The organism is Pseudomonas sp. 29 (genome assembly GCF_002754355.1).
Classification (GTDB): domain Bacteria; phylum Pseudomonadota; class Gammaproteobacteria; order Pseudomonadales; family Pseudomonadaceae; genus Aquipseudomonas; species Aquipseudomonas neuropathica.
Window position 1 is genome coordinate 1,075,688 of record NZ_PEEY01000001.1, and the last position, 14,671, is coordinate 1,090,358.

General features: G+C 59.2%; 17 protein-coding genes. 4 read left to right on the forward strand and 13 right to left on the reverse strand.

Going from position 1 to position 14,671, the window contains the following annotated elements; genetic code table 11:
* Positions 1-26: 26 nt before the first annotated feature.
* The 8 genes from dgoD to CLU80_RS05015 all read right to left on the reverse strand — a co-directional run bounded on the left by dgoD (position 27) and on the right by CLU80_RS05015 (position 6,055).
* A complete protein-coding gene (dgoD, locus tag CLU80_RS04980; RefSeq protein ID WP_007908327.1) occupies positions 27-1,175 on the reverse strand; it encodes a galactonate dehydratase in 1,149 nt (382 codons plus the stop codon).
* 46 nt (positions 1,176-1,221) lie between these two features.
* Positions 1,222-1,842 (reverse strand): 2-dehydro-3-deoxy-6-phosphogalactonate aldolase, encoded by a 621-nt coding sequence (locus CLU80_RS04985; RefSeq protein ID WP_093435368.1) that lies wholly within the window; start codon positions 1,840-1,842, stop codon positions 1,222-1,224.
* Positions 1,843-1,861: 19 nt separating this feature from the next.
* Positions 1,862-2,851 (reverse strand): 2-dehydro-3-deoxygalactonokinase, encoded by a 990-nt coding sequence (locus tag CLU80_RS04990; protein WP_099756896.1) that lies wholly within the window; start codon positions 2,849-2,851, stop codon positions 1,862-1,864.
* Between the two features lie 154 nt (positions 2,852-3,005).
* Entirely contained in the window at positions 3,006-3,527 is a 522-nt protein-coding gene (locus CLU80_RS04995; protein WP_093435370.1) for a hypothetical protein, read from the reverse strand.
* 1 nt (position 3,528) lies between these two features.
* Positions 3,529-4,257: an alpha/beta hydrolase family protein gene (locus CLU80_RS05000; protein WP_007908319.1), complete on the reverse strand. Its 729-nt coding sequence runs from the start codon at positions 4,255-4,257 to the stop codon at positions 3,529-3,531.
* A gap of 5 nt (positions 4,258-4,262) precedes the next feature.
* Entirely contained in the window at positions 4,263-4,757 is a 495-nt protein-coding gene (locus CLU80_RS05005; protein ID WP_093435374.1) for a PAAR domain-containing protein, read from the reverse strand.
* On the reverse strand, positions 4,754-5,416 hold the full coding sequence (locus CLU80_RS05010; RefSeq protein WP_099756897.1) for a hypothetical protein: 663 nt from the start codon (positions 5,414-5,416) through the stop codon (positions 4,754-4,756). Before CLU80_RS05010 ends, CLU80_RS05005 begins: the two co-directional genes overlap by 4 nt.
* A gap of 159 nt (positions 5,417-5,575) precedes the next feature.
* Positions 5,576-6,055, reverse strand: a complete 480-nt coding sequence (locus CLU80_RS05015; protein ID WP_093435380.1) for a GNAT family N-acetyltransferase — start codon at positions 6,053-6,055, stop codon at positions 5,576-5,578.
* Between the two features lie 228 nt (positions 6,056-6,283).
* Here CLU80_RS05015 and CLU80_RS05020 point away from each other — a divergent pair, with 228 nt between their 5' ends.
* The 4 genes from CLU80_RS05020 to CLU80_RS05035 all read left to right on the forward strand — a co-directional run bounded on the left by CLU80_RS05020 (position 6,284) and on the right by CLU80_RS05035 (position 8,969).
* Positions 6,284-6,937, forward strand: coding sequence for an HD domain-containing protein (locus CLU80_RS05020; protein WP_099756898.1), 654 nt, complete (start codon positions 6,284-6,286; stop codon positions 6,935-6,937).
* A gap of 109 nt (positions 6,938-7,046) precedes the next feature.
* Positions 7,047-8,243 carry an MFS transporter gene (locus tag CLU80_RS05025; RefSeq protein WP_099756899.1) on the forward strand — a complete coding sequence of 399 codons (1,197 nt, stop codon included), beginning with the start codon at positions 7,047-7,049 and terminating at the stop codon, positions 8,241-8,243.
* Positions 8,244-8,325: 82 nt separating this feature from the next.
* Positions 8,326-8,667: a hypothetical protein gene (locus CLU80_RS05030; protein ID WP_007908306.1), complete on the forward strand. Its 342-nt coding sequence runs from the start codon at positions 8,326-8,328 to the stop codon at positions 8,665-8,667.
* Between the two features lie 44 nt (positions 8,668-8,711).
* Positions 8,712-8,969: a hypothetical protein gene (locus tag CLU80_RS05035; RefSeq protein ID WP_099756900.1), complete on the forward strand. Its 258-nt coding sequence runs from the start codon at positions 8,712-8,714 to the stop codon at positions 8,967-8,969.
* Between the two features lie 150 nt (positions 8,970-9,119).
* Here CLU80_RS05035 and CLU80_RS05040 read toward each other — a convergent pair whose 3' ends face one another.
* The 5 genes from CLU80_RS05040 to araH form a co-directional block, all read right to left on the reverse strand.
* Positions 9,120-10,049 carry a PfkB family carbohydrate kinase gene (locus tag CLU80_RS05040; RefSeq protein ID WP_099756901.1) on the reverse strand — a complete coding sequence of 310 codons (930 nt, stop codon included), beginning with the start codon at positions 10,047-10,049 and terminating at the stop codon, positions 9,120-9,122.
* A complete protein-coding gene (locus CLU80_RS05045) occupies positions 10,042-11,508 on the reverse strand; it encodes a purine-cytosine permease family protein (RefSeq protein WP_093435390.1) in 1,467 nt (488 codons plus the stop codon). The genes CLU80_RS05040 and CLU80_RS05045 overlap by 8 nt, the downstream gene beginning before the upstream one ends.
* Positions 11,509-11,722: 214 nt before the next feature.
* Complete coding sequence (locus CLU80_RS05050) at positions 11,723-12,721, reverse strand: ADP-ribosylglycohydrolase family protein (protein WP_099756902.1); 999 nt, start codon at positions 12,719-12,721, stop codon at positions 11,723-11,725.
* Complete coding sequence (locus tag CLU80_RS05055) at positions 12,718-13,431, reverse strand: GntR family transcriptional regulator (RefSeq protein WP_093435395.1); 714 nt, start codon at positions 13,429-13,431, stop codon at positions 12,718-12,720. The genes CLU80_RS05050 and CLU80_RS05055 overlap by 4 nt, the downstream gene beginning before the upstream one ends.
* 259 nt (positions 13,432-13,690) lie before the next feature.
* Entirely contained in the window at positions 13,691-14,659 is a 969-nt protein-coding gene (araH, locus tag CLU80_RS05060) for an L-arabinose ABC transporter permease AraH (protein WP_026000669.1), read from the reverse strand.
* Positions 14,660-14,671: the final 12 nt, after the last annotated feature.

Sequence of the window (14,671 nt, forward strand, 5' to 3'; positions counted from 1 at the left end):
GGGATTGGTGTTGAATCAGGCAATACTCACCACTCGGCAAAACTGCCATCGGCATGACGCCAGATCGGGTTGCGCCAGCGGTGGCCAACGGCCGCACGCTCGATCACGTATTCCTCGTTGATCTCGATACCCAACCCCGGGCCGTTGGGGATCTTCACGAAACCTTTGTCGTAATCGAACACCCGTGGATCCTTCACGTAGTCGAGCAAATCGTTGCTCTCGTTGTAATGGATGCCCAGGCTTTGCTCCTGGATAAACGCGTTGTAACAAGCCGCGTCCAATTGCAAACACGCCGCCAGCGCAATCGGCCCCAGCGGGCAGTGCAGCGCCAGTGCCACGTCGTAGGCCTCGGCCATGTTGGCGATCTTGCGAGTTTCGGTGATGCCGCCCGCGTGGGAGGCATCCGGCTGGATGATGTCGACGTAGCCTTCGCTCAACACACGTTTAAAGTCCCAACGCGAAAACAGCCGTTCACCCAGAGCAATCGGCGTGCTGGTCAACGGTGCGAGCTCTTTCAGCGCTTCGTAGTTTTCGCTGAGTACCGGTTCTTCGATAAACATCAGTTTGTACGGGTCGAGTTCCTTCATCAGCACCTTGGCCATCGGCTTGTGCACGCGGCCATGGAAGTCGACACCGATGCCGACGTTGGGCCCGACCGCATCACGCACGGCGGCGACATTGGCCAGCGCCAGATCGACTTTTTCGAAGGTATCGAGGAACTGCAGTTCTTCGGTGCCGTTCATTTTCACTGCAGTGAAACCACGGCTCACCGCCTCTTTCGCCGCACGCGCGGTGTCGGCTGGACGGTCACCGCCGATCCACGAATACACGCGAATCTTGTCGCGCACCTGGCCACCGAGCAGATCACTCACCGACACCCCAAGCGCCTTGCCCTTGATGTCCCACAGCGCCTGATCGATACCGGCCAGCGCGCTCATGTGGATCGCACCGCCACGGTAGAAACCGCCGCGATAGAGCACAGTCCAGATGTCTTCGATGTTGCGTGGGTCTTTGCCGATCAGGTAGTCGGACAATTCTTCAACGGCAGCCGCGACGGTATGCGCGCGCCCTTCAACCACGGGTTCGCCCCAACCGGTCACGCCTTCGTCGGTTTCGACTTTGAGGAAACACCAACGCGGCGGGACGATAAAGGTGGTGAGTTTGGTGATTTTCATCTTTTTGTCTCTCTTGTAGATGCAGCGCACACAGCGCCAAAAAGTCTTAGCGAAGGGCCTTCCAAGCAGCCACGTAGGCCTTGGCGTTCACCGCTACTTGCTCCGGCGTTATGCCCGGTTTGAACAGTCCGGAACCGAGGCCGAAACCTTTTACACCGGCATCGATAAACGCCTGCATATTGTCCGGCGTGATGCCGCCGACCGGCGCCAGCACCGTTCCGGATGGCAACACCGCAAGCCAGGCTTTGACGACTGCCGGCCCCATCTGCTCAGCCGGAAACATCTTGAGAATGTCCGCGCCCTCCTCCAGTGCCGCGAAGGCCTCGGTCGGCGTGGCGACACCCGGCGACAGAAACAGCCCCGCCGCTTTTGCCGCACGCAAGACCTTGGCGTCACTGTGCGGCATGACAATCACTTGGCCGCCGGCTTCTTTCACCAGCTCGACCTGTGCCGGGGTTAACACCGTGCCGGCACCGACCAGGCAATCGGCGGGCAGGGCCTTACGCAGGATGCGGATACTTTCGTACGGCGAAGGGGAATTGAGCGGTACTTCGATGACGCGAAATCCGGCGGCATACAGGACTTCTCCGACAGCGGCGGCTTCCTGCGGATGCAGGCCCCGCAGGATCGCGATCAGACCGTTTTGCGCCAGTGCTTGCTTGAGCATGTCAGGCCTCCAGTCAGGTTTAACGGAATGAGGTGTCGATCAGTCCGGCGGCCAGCGCCAGTTGCCACAAGCCACGCTCGGTGGCCTGCTCCGCCAGCGTCACGTTGGCGAAACCACAGGCATCGAGCGCACGGCTGTAGCGCGCACAGAGCTGCGCGTTGCCGATGAGGATGATCGAAGGAAGATTCGTGTTGTTGCGACGACGTCGCTGAACCGTGGCGAGCGCCGCCAGCTCATGGCCGATCATCAGGCCGGACAGATAATCGGCCTGCGCGGTCGGGCTGAGTTCGCCGGTCAGGCCTAAGGTACGGGCGCTGAACAACGTCGACAGCACTCCGAGTTCACCGTCCGCCGACTGCGCAATCTGCACACCACGGTCAAACGCCAGAGCATCGAACGTCGCGCCTTGCTTCAGAGTCCGGCCGAGGATGCTGTGTTCACTGAGCACGGCGAACACTTCGCCGGTCATAAACGTGTCGAAGTGAATGATGCAGCCATCGACCACGTCCACCCATTTCGAGTGGCTTCCCGGCAGGCCGATCAACAGATCAGCGCCTGCCTCAATCGGCAGATTCTGCAGCACGCCAAGCACCTGGGTTTCTTCGCCGCGCATCACATTCGGCAGACGCGAACGTTGGATCACGCCCGGCACGATATGCACCACGGTGCCGCGCAGACTGATCAGTGTTTGTAGGGATTTTCCGAGATTGGCGACGTTCGCCGGCGTCTCGCAGTAGGCCGCTTCACGCCAGCCCTGTGCGCTGCCAACCATGCCGCAGGCAATCACCGGCAGATCCGGCTGCGCATCAAGCCAGTCGCCGCACGCCTCGTCGAACGCCAGTTCAAAACCATCGGCGCATTCGCGACCGTTGATGATTCGCGGGGTCTTGGGCAACTGCATAATCCCGGACGACAGCGCGCGCTGCTCCAGCACCACACCGTCCGCCGCGAGTTTGTAAGCACGTAATGAGGTCGTACCCCAGTCGAGCGCGATCAATTGCGCCAGCATCGCTTCACCTGTTTTGTTTTTGGCAGTGAGTGCGACGGACTATAGACCTCTCAGACGGTAAATCTCAATATGTAATTTTGCATCCCATATTTTGGGATGATTACATCTACCCAACCTCCTCGAACAGATCCGTGATTCACCGTTATCAATATCACTACTGACGCTCTATCGCCTGAACGAAAACACTGGCAGGAATATTCATCGATTTTGAGTAATACGGACCGTAAGCGTAGGCAGCTGTCCTGAACTTACATGCCACGACCTGACGCGCGCTCAATACCATCAACAGTTGTTTTTTATTGAAGTACGTACTCAGCGTTCCACCGTCCGGTGTATGCACCGCAGAGACCTCAGCCGAATACACATATGGCCCCGCAGCAGATTCATTTAATACCGCGACGACCTCCCCTTCGAGATACCGGGTCAGGTCCTGTTTTGTTTCGAAGAAGCCACTCTCATCCAATGAACAGATCAAGGCATTGCCGACCTGATGTTGGCCGGCATTGATCTCGAAGAATCGCAACAGATCAGTCATTGAACTGAAGCGAACATCCAGAAGAGCACTGTCTCCAGGCTTGGTAACAGAAACAAATTCAATTTCGGTCTCTGGTAATGGCACTCTTTTTGCGCACGAAGCACACAAACAAAGAACTAGAACTGCAAGCAACACTCGCATGTCAAGACTCCAGGTATTTGATCATTTTTTCAGCGATGAGATCACATGCGGACTGTTCGCCAAGAATCCTCGCCTTGAACATTACGCCTGCATCTTCGTGATTGGTGTCTACCGCTTTATTGATATCAGGACCCGAGCTCATGACCCAGCGTTCTCCCATCTCGGCGACATCATCGGACTGATTGGGTTTCGCCGGTGCAGCCAATATATTGATCCAGTACTCTGCACCAGGCTTCGGGGTGGTGGCGTAAATGTCTGAAATCAGCCAGACACCCAGTCCGCCGCCCACAGGATCAAGCGTGACCAAGGACTTCACCGTAAATCCCTGTTCTTTGAGTATGGCTGCCAGATGAGCGCCGTTCCATCCTCCCAGACTGTGACCGACGATACTTATATAAATTGATTTATCACCTTTCAGATAACTCAGCACATACTTTTCTATGTCTTTCTTGCCGCGCACATCCTTATAACTAAGGTACACCGACTTTATTTTTCCAATTTGCGCGTCGCTGAATTTTTTAGGCAATAAAACCTGCGCACTGGTTACGTTACCGTGAGGTGGTTGATCTTGATAATACGGTTCCTTGTCTCCAGCGCCGCCGATGAAAAACACGACGATTTTTTTGATTTTGATTGCCACAGCTTTTACAGTCTGGTCGGTTTTGCAAGTCAACTCATGACTCACCACCTCGTTTTTGCAATCTTTGAGTGCAGGGTTTGCGACTTCCATTTCGATCACTCTACAAACAGTTTGATTGTTTCGGCCAAATGCGAGCTGACCATATGAGTAAAGCCCTGCTCATTGGTGATTCCGTGTTCCATGCTGCCATCGCCCCGTTGAATCACATAGGGATGATCGGGCACCGGCTCGCCAGTTGCTTCATTCACCACTTGCAACCTGTCCGTAAAATGCACCGGCATCGGCAACAGCCCACTAAACGCTGCCCCTCCGCCACTCTGGCCGATAATCACCGTCCCCGAGCCACCCACCACGACATTGCCGTGGCCTCCGGTGCTGTCGAGCGTTGCGGCATTCAAGCCGTTGATAAAAACGGTGCCGGAAACGGCTCCGGTAATCGGACTGCCACACGCCGATTTATCGGTCATGCGCGCAGCCGCGAGGCCGTCGAAGAAGACGTTCGGCGAGCCGGAAGCAATCGGGTTGGTGCCATGGCCTGGCAATGGGCAGGCGGTCGGGTCGGTGACGCGTGCAGCAGGTTTACCACTCAATTCAAAGCTCCTTGCTTCAAGGGTTCCGGGTGCGGCTGGTGGAGATCGACTTCGGTCGCGGCAAAGCGCCAGCGGTTGTCGACGGGGTCGAACAGGGCGTGGCATTGTTCACGGCTGTCGGGGGATGTAGCGATCTGCAGATGTTGCCAGGCTTGATCGACATGCCATGCCAGCTCGGCAGGCGTCGCGTCATCCAGCTCGTTGAGCCAGGCGTTGTAGTTGCGCAGGTGATTGCGTTCGTAAGTCGATTGCAGCAAATCGGCCATTTGTGTGCCGAGGTCGAGATGATGCTGGGCCGTCCACTGGCCGATCTCGGAATAGACGTACCAGCCCATCGGCATCAACCCGCCGTCCTTGAGCAGCGAATGCCCGGCAGGGGCGACGAAACCACAACAAATGTGCAGCGTCAGCCAACCTTGATGGGCGTCGATAAACGCCGTTGGATCGAAGGTGCGTAGCGGTATCACGCGGTAATCGGCGAGCCCGGCACTGCGCGTCATCAACTCGGCATCAAGGCGTGACACGAACGCACGAATCGCGCTGCCGCCCGTGCGGTTTGTCATGCAGAGAATGTCGACCGGTTGCCGCTTGGGGTTGTCGCTTGAGCCTGAGTTTTTCACCAGGCCATACAGACGCATTGTCGCCCGTAGTCCGCTCATCGCTGGTCACTCGTTGACGCAGCGAAGGCTCCACGGGCGTGGAGAAATTGTGCCAGAGGCATTGCAGGTGTCGTCCGTGAGCGCGCAAAAATGGCGCGTAGAATGCCGGACTAGAGCGTTGGCGACAATCGAATTAGCACCACAATGCCATCATTGTGATCAGCCCTCGGCAAACTCACGCAGAACCTGGCCATCCATGCGGTAGCGCACCCACTCTTCCTGGGGTTGTGCGCCGAGGGATTTGTAGAATTCGATGGCCGGCGTGTTCCAGTCGAGCACGCTCCATTCGAAGCGGCCGCAGTCGTTATCGCAGGCGATTTTCGCCAAGTGACGCAACAAGGTTTTGCCAGCACCGCCGCCGCGTTGTTCGGGGGTGATGTAGAGGTCTTCGAGGTACAGGCAGTTGCTGCCGAGCCAGGTCGAATAGCTGAAGAAGAACACCGCGAAACCGATTGGCAAACCGTCGCGTAGGCAGATCAGGCCGTGGGCGGTGGCGCCTTCGCTGAACAGGCTGCGTTCGATGTCGGCAACGCTGGCGATGACTTCGTGACGGGCCTTTTCGAAATCGGCGAGTTCAGTGATGAAGGCGAGGATTTGCGGGGCATCGCTGGGGGTCGCCGGGCGGATTTCGATCGTCATGGACGGGCCTTGTCGGAAAAAGGAAAACGCCATACTAAGGTGGTGAGCGGCGCTCGTCACATGGCAAAACACACACTACCCTGCGCAATGTTGCAAACACTGCAGTTCCCTGTGGGAGCGAGCCTGCTCGCGAAAGCATTCTGTCATTCAACAATGCAAGTGACTGTAAGGACGCCTTCGCGAGCAAGCTCGCTCCCACAGGGACTTCGACAATCTGAAAGGATGCTCATGAACCCAGCGTTTTTTACCCCCGTAGAGGCACTCGCAGTAGCCCTGTTGCCCCACGCCCTCGAGCCATCAGACGACGGCGCTCACGACCTCGCTCACCTGCAGCGGGTCTGGCATAACGTGCGTACGCTGCAAGCAGAAGAAGGCGGCGATCTTGAGGTGTTGTTGGCCGCCGTGCTCTTGCACGATTGCGTCGCCGTCGAGAAGAACTCGCCACTGCGTTCGCAGGCTTCGCGGCTGGCGGCAGATAAAGCTTCGTCAGTGCTGGCCGATCTGAACTGGTCCGAAGAAAAAATCGCCGCCGTCGCCCACGCCATCGAAGCCCACAGTTTCTCCGCCAACATCACCCCGCTCACCCTCGAAGCGAAAATAGTCCAGGACGCTGACCGGCTCGACTCACTCGGCATGCTTGGCGTCGCCCGCACGTTCTACGTCGCCGGACGCATGGGCTCGGCGCTGTACGACCCGCAGGATCCCGAAGCGAAACAACGCGATTACGATGACACGCGTTTTTGCCTCGATCATTTCCAGACCAAACTGCTGCACCTCGCCGACGGTTTCCAGACCACCGCCGGTCAGCGTCTTGCGCAGATCCGTCATCTGCGCCTGAAGGGATTCATGGAGCAGTTCAAGGAAGAGATCGGCCTCGCTTGAGCATTACTCCGGCGTGCAGTGATCCTGACTTCGCCAAGCTCAGACCTAAGCCGCCTGCCTGACGTGTTAAACAGATGACGCTGAATTTTTCCGCTTAAGGATTCACGTCATGTCGCAAGTAACACCCAAGGTTTCAGGCAAGCTGTTCGGTCTGTTCTGCCTCGCCAGTTATCTGCTGTCGCTTTCGTACGGCTCGACGTTTTTATTGTCGCTGTTGATCAGTTCTCGCGGCGGCAATGAGCACGATGCCGGCAGTGTGATTTCGGCGGCGATGCTCAGTACGTTTGTGGCGGTGCTGGTGTCCGGGCATCTGTCGGACTGGCTCGGGGCGGCGCGCTCGATTGCAGTGTTCGGGTTGTTGCTGGTCGCGGCGAGTCTGGGCTTTGCGATGACGCCGGGGGTCGGCCATCTGCTGCTGTTTTTCGGTTTGCTGCTGGGTTTGGGCTGGGGCGTTTTCTATACCTTGGGACCGATCATCGTCGCCAGTCTGGTGACTCCGGCGCAGCGCGCCAAGTACTTCGCGCTGCTGTCGGGCAGCATGATGACCGGGATCGGAAGCGGCCCTTTACTCGGACGGGCAGCGAGTGCGCTGGGCTTGCCAGTGACCTCGGCGTTTTATCTGGCGGCGCTGGCAAGCCTGATCGGGGTGCTGCTGTTCTGGCAGCTAGGTGCTCGTTTGAAAAGCACGCAGACCCCGACAGCGGCAAAAATCAGCTGGCAAGCGACCACTCAAGTGCTCGGCTCGCGCGCGCTGTTTCCGATCATCATGGTTGGTCTCGGCGGTTGCGTATTCGGTGGATTGTCGAGCTTTCAGACCAGCTATGCCGCCGCCCGCTCGCTGGATTATTCGTTATTTTTTCTCGGCTTCATGAGCGCGGCAATCAGCAGTCGGATGTTGATCGCCGGATATGTCGTCAAGCGTGATCCTTTGCGCGCATCGTACCTGTTGTCGGGGCTGATGCTCGGCTCGATCGTGCTGTTCGCCTTCGGCGTACACAGTGGATTCACCTATTTGCTGGCGGCGTTGATGCTCGGCGTCGGGTATGGGCTGACCTATTCGGTGATCAACGGCCTGGCGGCCAACGAAGCACCGGCCGGTACTACATCGCAGGCGTTGTTGCTATTCAGTCTTTCGTACTTCATCGGCGTGTTTGGTTTCCCGCTATTGGCCGGCAAAATCATCGTTGAGCACGGCATGAGCACACTGCTTTTGACGGTCTTGATCGTCGCGTTGGCCAACTGGCTGATTACCCTTGGCCGCTTGCTCTGGCGGCGGATCAGTCTGAAAGCCGCGCAGGCAACCTAGACCGTTCGTCGCTGATCAGGCACCAATCCGATCACTGGGCAGACCAACGACAGGTAAGGATTCCAATCACTGGAGAAGCCCTATGATCCCGTCAAGGTTGACCGCTTTTGTATTCAGCGCCCTGCTCTGCCCTGCGGTTTTCGCCGCATCCGCCACCGCTGCGGGCACCGGCCCTACCGATCCGACTCCGCCACGCGCCCCCGCCATCAACAGTGCTCCCGGTATGAATACCGATGGCTCGGGCGTTCCCTTGATCAATCAGCCGCCCGCCACCGGTACTGATCCGCGCACCCAGGGCAGTGACCCGGGCCGGCAGGGCGGCATGAATACCCCCGACGCCCCCGCCACGCCAGACAACGCGGGCCCCGGCGTCGGCTCGAAAACCACCACCGGTGGCTCCGGTTCCGAAGGCTCCGGTCAGTAGTTCGCCGACGCGAGCGTCCTGTTCAACCCAATGAAGAGGTAACCATGAACGTCGATAAAAACCTGGAAAAAGAAGTCCTCACCCGTCTGTTGCACGCCCATCCGAGTGGTCTGGGAAAAGAGGTGCTGGATAATTACCGGGGCGAGAAGGTAGTGGCCAGCGCCCTCGCCGCTTTGCAGGATCGTGGACTGATTCACCACGGGCATGTGACCTGCAACGAGGCTGGCGAACATTCGTTGAACCTGCCGATCAAGCTCAGTGCGGCTGGCGTTGAGGTAGCGCGCAAGCTGGATCTGCAGTAGCCCTGAGGTCGCTCGCTGCCGACGCGGCGAGCGGTATCCAACATTGAATTTTGTGATGAAGCTAATTGCCCTTTCGCCCTCGCTCCCACACTGGATCGATGTCGTTCACACATCCCCTGTGGGAGCGAGCCTGCTCGCGAAAGCGGTGGATCATGCGCCGCCGGAATCAATGATAAACGCATCCACCTCTGCCGCTCCCGGCGAAGTCGCCGGCCCCCAGCGTGTCACTGCAATAGCCGCCGCCGCATTCGCCCGCCGCGCCGCTTCATGCGCTGACAAACCCTGCGCCAACCCGGCGACAAACACCCCGGCATGGGCATCACCGGCGCCATTGCTGTCTACCGCTTTAACCGCAAACCCGGGCACATGCCGACGCTCATCGCGCTGATGAATCCAGCAACCCTGCGGCCCGTCCCGCACCACCATCAGCACCTCTTTGGGCAGGTGTTCAGCGAGTCGATCCAGCGCTGCGCCAATGTCCTCAGCCCCGGTAAAGCGCAGCGCTTCAACACTGTTGCTGGTCCACACATCAATGCGCGGCAGCAGCGCCTGCATCAGCGGCGAGTCCGGCGATTCCACCAACGGGCCAGGATCGAACACTACGTTGATCGACTCCGGTAACGCCAATGTCCAGTCGAGCAACGCCTGCGCTTTGCCTTCGTGCAACAGGCTGTAGCCACTGAGATAAACGTAATCGCCCGCCTCGACCGCAACGCTGTTCAGATCCTCCGCCGTCACCTCACCTTCAGCGCCGATGTAGGAAATGAAACTGCGCTCCGCCGACGCATCGGTCAGCGCCACACACAACCCTGTGTCGCGCTGCGCAGGCTGGCGAATGCCGATGTGAATCCCCTCGGCATTCATCGCTTCACGCGCCAGATCACCGAAACGCCCGCTGCCATGGCGGCCGAGATAAACCACCGGCAGGCGATTGCGCACGGCCGCCGCCATCACATTGAAACCGCCGCCCGCTTCGAAACCCGCCGACTGCGCCAGCACGTCGCCGCCAACCTGCGGCAGCTTATCCACGGCCATGACCAGGTCGATGATGACCTGGCCGGTGTGCAACATCTTAGGCATGAGCATTCTCGGTTTGCGCGGCGCGGCGGTCTTTCGCCCCGCCGAGGACAAAGTAAATGCCACCAGCCACCACGAAGGTCACGATCCAGCCGAGGCCGTTGTGGCCCAGCCACGAGTCGGACAAAAAGCCCTTGAACCAGACGTTCTCGGCGGTAGTGCCAATGGTGGTGAAACTGAAGCCAAGGACGATGGCAATCGCCCACGCGCCAAACGCGCGCCACTCGATACCGCCGTGATACCAGTAGGCACTGCTCGGGCTGACGTCGAGCAGGTCTTTCGGGCTGTAGTAATGACGGTGAATCAGGTCAACGACGAAGATCCCGACCCACGCGGTGATCGGCACCGCCAGCAGGGAAATGAAGGTAATGAACGGGCCGTAGAAGCTGTCGGCGATCAGCATGAAGTAGATTGAGCCGGCGAAGATCGCGACGATATCGACCACCACCGCGTAGACGCGTTTGACCTTCAGGCCGAGGGTCAGCGTGGTCAGACCGGCGGAGTACACCGACAGGTTGTTCGACAGCAACAAGCCACCGAACGCCGTGATCAGGTACGGCACGGCCATCCACGTTGGGAGCATGTCGCGGATTGCAACAATCGGGTCAGTCGCCGAAGCGAGGTCGTTGTTGCCCACCGACAGCAAGCCGCCGAGGGTGATCAGCAGCACCAGCGGAATGCCCGCGCCGAACGCGGCGGACGCGACCAGTCGCACAGCCTTGACGCTGCGATGCTGATAGCGCGACATGTCGGCGCCAGCGTTGGCCCAACCGATGCCGGTGCCGGCGGCCATGGTGCCAATGCCGATGATCATTGCGCTCATCGGCGCTGGCGTAGCGTTGAACACCGCGCTCCAGTCGATGGTCGCGCAGAGGAAACCGCCGACCAGAAGATTCAGCGCGCCGAACACGTAGGTCGCCCACTTCTGGATCACCAGCAAGGTCGCATGGCCGAGGCCGGATACCGACAGAGTCAGCAGCACGAAAATCGCGATAAAGATCAACGTCAGTATCGGCGCACTTTTCGCTTCCACGGGTGAGCCGAACAGGATCGAGCACAGCGACAACAGCACAAATGCAGCGGTGGTGGTGTTGACGGTTTCCCAACCCAGGCGCGACATCAGCGAGACCAGCGTCGGGCCGATATTGCCGCGCACGCCGAAGATCGCCCGCGACAAGGTCAGGCTCGGCGCGCGGCCACGGCGACCGGCAATCGATATGATCCCGACCACCGCGAACGAACCGGCAGCACCGATGATTGCGACGATGATCGCCTGCCAGATCGCCAGCCCGCGAAACGCCACCAGCGTGGCGCCCAGCGGCAGACCGAGGATGGAAATGTTGGCGGCGAACCAGACCCAGAACAGTTGCAGCGGATGGCCGTTGCACTCGGCTTCCGGCACCGGTTCGATGCCGCGGGTTTCCAGTTGCCCGGCGCTCTGCCCGGCGTTTGATGAACTCATGAAGATGCTCCTGTTTGCCTTTTTTGTGGTTGTGGCAATGATGCAAAACGACAAGACATCGCGGCCGTCCTCGGCCTGTCTGCGCGATCCATTGCGGGTTAAAAATTCGAAATTCGCGGTGCGGCTTTCGCGAGCAGGCTCGCTCCCACATTGGATTTATGGCGTTCACATAACGCTTGTGGGAGCGAGCCTGCTTGCGAAGGCGCTAACCTGGTCAGCGCAAGGCCAACAGCCCCTGCACCAACGGCTCCAGCTCCAGATGATTGACGGCCTTCACCGTGTCGATCATCGGCACTGGCCAGCTCTCAAGACCCAGGCAGGCCCCGAGCATGGCGCCGAGAATCGCCGCGATGGTGTCAGTGTCACCGCCAAGACTGGCGGCCATGCACAACGCATCAAACGCGCTCATCTCGCCGACGGCCACTTGCTGCGCCAGGGCAAACGAGACCACCACCGATTCCTGCGACGCCACCGAAGTACCGATCACGTCGTAGAGCAGATCCGCCAGCAAAGCCTTGTCGCTATCGACACTGATGGTGCGCGCCCAACTGATTCGCGAGCCAATGCGCCCACCGGCCACCCAGTGCCCGTGCGCCTCGGCTTGCTGAGCGATGTGCTGGCCGAGGTTCAACGCCTCGCCCAGGTCCATGCCATTGATGCCGGCAGATACCACCGCTGCCACCGCCGCCGCACTGGAAATCCCCAGCGTGGTGTTGTGGGTGACCTGACAGGCCTGTACCACCGCTGCGATAAACCGCTGAGGATCGGCAACATCCGCCGCGATCCCTACCGGCGTAATGCGCATGGCCGCGCCGTTGGTGGTGCCGTAGCGTCCGGCCTCTTCCGGCGAATGGCCGGCGAGGATCATTTCGATGGCGCGCTTGGTCGACGGCCCGAGCAAGTCCTGCGAGCCCTTGGCCTGCATCTCGGCTTCCCACTCGATCAAGCGTTGCGCGAGGATCGCCGGTTCGATGCGGCCTTTGCCTTCGACCAGCAACTCACCAACCAGAATGGCTTGTTCAGTGTCGTCGGTGATCGAGCCTTTGGGCATGTTCGCGGCGATGGGTTGCAGTGGCCCGGCATCCTGCAGATCAGTGATCTGGCCGAAGCGGGTCTTGATGGTTTCGCGGTTCAGCGATTGCGTCGGCATGCCCAGTGCATCACCGAGGGCCAGGCCATAGAAAGCACCAAGGGCACGGTTGAGCGCGGTCATTTCGATTCTCCAAATTGCAGGTGCAAACGGAAATGCACCGGATCGAGCAGGCTTTCGACCAACTCCATGAAACGGTTCTGGCGATCGTAGGTGGTACGCAACGCCTTGAGGAAAACGGTGCCGACCGGGCGCCCGAGCAATTCCGCGTCTTCGGCATTCAACGGCTCGGCACCGATCCACTGGTCACCGCGTTCGCCGATGTAGCCGTATGCGGCAAGGGTGATGGTCAGGGAATTGTCGATCAGGCCGACACGCGGCAGGCTTTCCAGGCCGCCAGTGGCCGGCATCAAAGAGCGTTCGAGGGAGACCAGTGTGCCTTCGTTAGAGCGGCGGCGACGGTCGAGGGTGATGAATTGGTCAGTGCCGAACCGCGAGAGCAGATCGGGCCGGGTCACGGCTTCCAGACGCAGCACTTCGGTGTTGATCAGCGCGCCGCTGTCGGCCAGCGCCTGCGCCCAGCCGCTGCGCTGGTCGAGCGCGACACCGTCGAAAGTGACGATGGAGCCGACGCCGCTTTGCGTGGCGATGTAATTGCGCCGTTTCAGTTCGGCCAGCGCTTCGCGCAGCGTGCCTCGGCTGACTTGGAATTCTTGAGCCAACTGATGTTCGCCGGGCAACAGAAAGCCGTCCTCCATGAGGCCGCTTTCGATGCGCCGGACGAGTTCGTCGACCACCCGTTGTTTCTTGTCAAATCGTACCTGTCTAATCATGTACAAATTGATACCCGAAACGGGTGCGGGCGGGCAAGGAATATTTGGGGAGAGTGACGAAAGGCGGGAGAATCAAAAGCCCCTCACCCTAGCCCTCTCCCGGAGGGAGAGGGAACTGATCGAGGTGTTTATTCCAATTACATCGACCTGAAATATCCAGTCGAACTCAGGTTTGAAAAGCTAAGAGATCTGCTCCCTTTCCCCTCTCCCTCTGGGAGAGGGCTGGGCGGGCGGCGTTCCGATGAGGGTAGCCTTTGACTCAGCGTTGCTTCAGGCGGTCAATCACGACGGCCAGCAGCAGGATCGAACCACGAATCACATACTGATAAAACGTGTCGATATTCTTCAAGTTCATCGCATTCTCAATGATCGCCAGAATCAACACCCCGGCAATCACATGCCGAATCATGCCGATCCCACCGCTCAACGACACCCCGCCCAACACGCAGGCCGAGATCACCGTCAGTTCAAATCCCTGACCAATCATCGGCTGCCCCGAGGTCATCCGCGACGCCAGAATCACCCCCGCCAACGCACCGATCACACCATGCACGGCAAAGATAATGATCTTGGTCCGGTCAACGTTCACACCCGCGAGCAACGCCGCTTCCTGGTTGCCACCGATGGCCATGGTGTTGCGCCCGTAGGTGGTGTAATTCAACAGCCAACCAAAAAACAGAAAGCAAACAATGGTGATCAGAATCGGCACCGGCACGCCAAACAACTGGCCATTGCCGAAAACGAAGAACGATTCCTGCGACACGCCCACTGCTTTGCCGTTGGCAAAAATGTACGCCAGACCGCGAACGATCTGCATGGTCGCCAACGTCGTGATCAACGCATTGACGCGCAACTTGGCAATCACGATGCCGTTGATCAACCCGACAATCAGGCCCATCACCAGCGCCGCGCTGACACCGAGAAACACGCTATTGGTGTCGCGCATCACCACCGCCGCAACCACCCCGGCGCAGGCAATCACCGAGCCCACCGACAGGTCGAAATGCCCCGACGCCAGGCAGTACAACATCGTGCACGCGGCAATCCCGGTGGTGGAAATCGCCAGGCCCAGGCCACGCATGTTCAGCGGCGAAAGAAAGTTGTCGATCAGCAGCGTGCAGGCAACGAATATGCCCACAGCCGCCAGCAACATGACCCAGTCATCAAGGAAGCGTCGCATGTCCAGCGGCTTGCGCTCTTTCGGCAGGGTTTCGTTTTGGGTTGTCATCATAGTCACCTC

Excerpts from the sequence above, each read along its gene's own strand:
- dgoD (WP_007908327.1), bottom strand. The coding sequence starts at position 1,175 with ATGAAAATCACCAAACTCACCACCTTTATCGTCCCGCCGCGTTGGTGT.
- CLU80_RS04985 (WP_093435368.1), bottom strand. The coding sequence starts at position 1,842 with ATGCTCAAGCAAGCACTGGCGCAAAACGGTCTGATCGCGATCCTGCGG.
- CLU80_RS04990 (WP_099756896.1), bottom strand. The coding sequence starts at position 2,851 with ATGCTGGCGCAATTGATCGCGCTCGACTGGGGTACGACCTCATTACGT.
- CLU80_RS04995 (WP_093435370.1), bottom strand. The coding sequence starts at position 3,527 with ATGCGAGTGTTGCTTGCAGTTCTAGTTCTTTGTTTGTGTGCTTCGTGC.
- CLU80_RS05000 (WP_007908319.1), bottom strand. The coding sequence starts at position 4,257 with ATGGAAGTCGCAAACCCTGCACTCAAAGATTGCAAAAACGAGGTGGTG.
- CLU80_RS05010 (WP_099756897.1), bottom strand. The coding sequence starts at position 5,416 with ATGAGCGGACTACGGGCGACAATGCGTCTGTATGGCCTGGTGAAAAAC.
- CLU80_RS05015 (WP_093435380.1), bottom strand. The coding sequence starts at position 6,055 with ATGACGATCGAAATCCGCCCGGCGACCCCCAGCGATGCCCCGCAAATC.
- CLU80_RS05020 (WP_099756898.1), top strand. The coding sequence starts at position 6,284 with ATGAACCCAGCGTTTTTTACCCCCGTAGAGGCACTCGCAGTAGCCCTG.
- CLU80_RS05025 (WP_099756899.1), top strand. The coding sequence starts at position 7,047 with ATGTCGCAAGTAACACCCAAGGTTTCAGGCAAGCTGTTCGGTCTGTTC.
- CLU80_RS05030 (WP_007908306.1), top strand. The coding sequence starts at position 8,326 with ATGATCCCGTCAAGGTTGACCGCTTTTGTATTCAGCGCCCTGCTCTGC.
- CLU80_RS05035 (WP_099756900.1), top strand. The coding sequence starts at position 8,712 with ATGAACGTCGATAAAAACCTGGAAAAAGAAGTCCTCACCCGTCTGTTG.
- CLU80_RS05040 (WP_099756901.1), bottom strand. The coding sequence starts at position 10,049 with ATGCCTAAGATGTTGCACACCGGCCAGGTCATCATCGACCTGGTCATG.
- CLU80_RS05045 (WP_093435390.1), bottom strand. The coding sequence starts at position 11,508 with ATGAGTTCATCAAACGCCGGGCAGAGCGCCGGGCAACTGGAAACCCGC.
- CLU80_RS05050 (WP_099756902.1), bottom strand. The coding sequence starts at position 12,721 with ATGACCGCGCTCAACCGTGCCCTTGGTGCTTTCTATGGCCTGGCCCTC.
- CLU80_RS05055 (WP_093435395.1), bottom strand. The coding sequence starts at position 13,431 with ATGATTAGACAGGTACGATTTGACAAGAAACAACGGGTGGTCGACGAA.
- araH (WP_026000669.1), bottom strand. The coding sequence starts at position 14,659 with ATGACAACCCAAAACGAAACCCTGCCGAAAGAGCGCAAGCCGCTGGAC.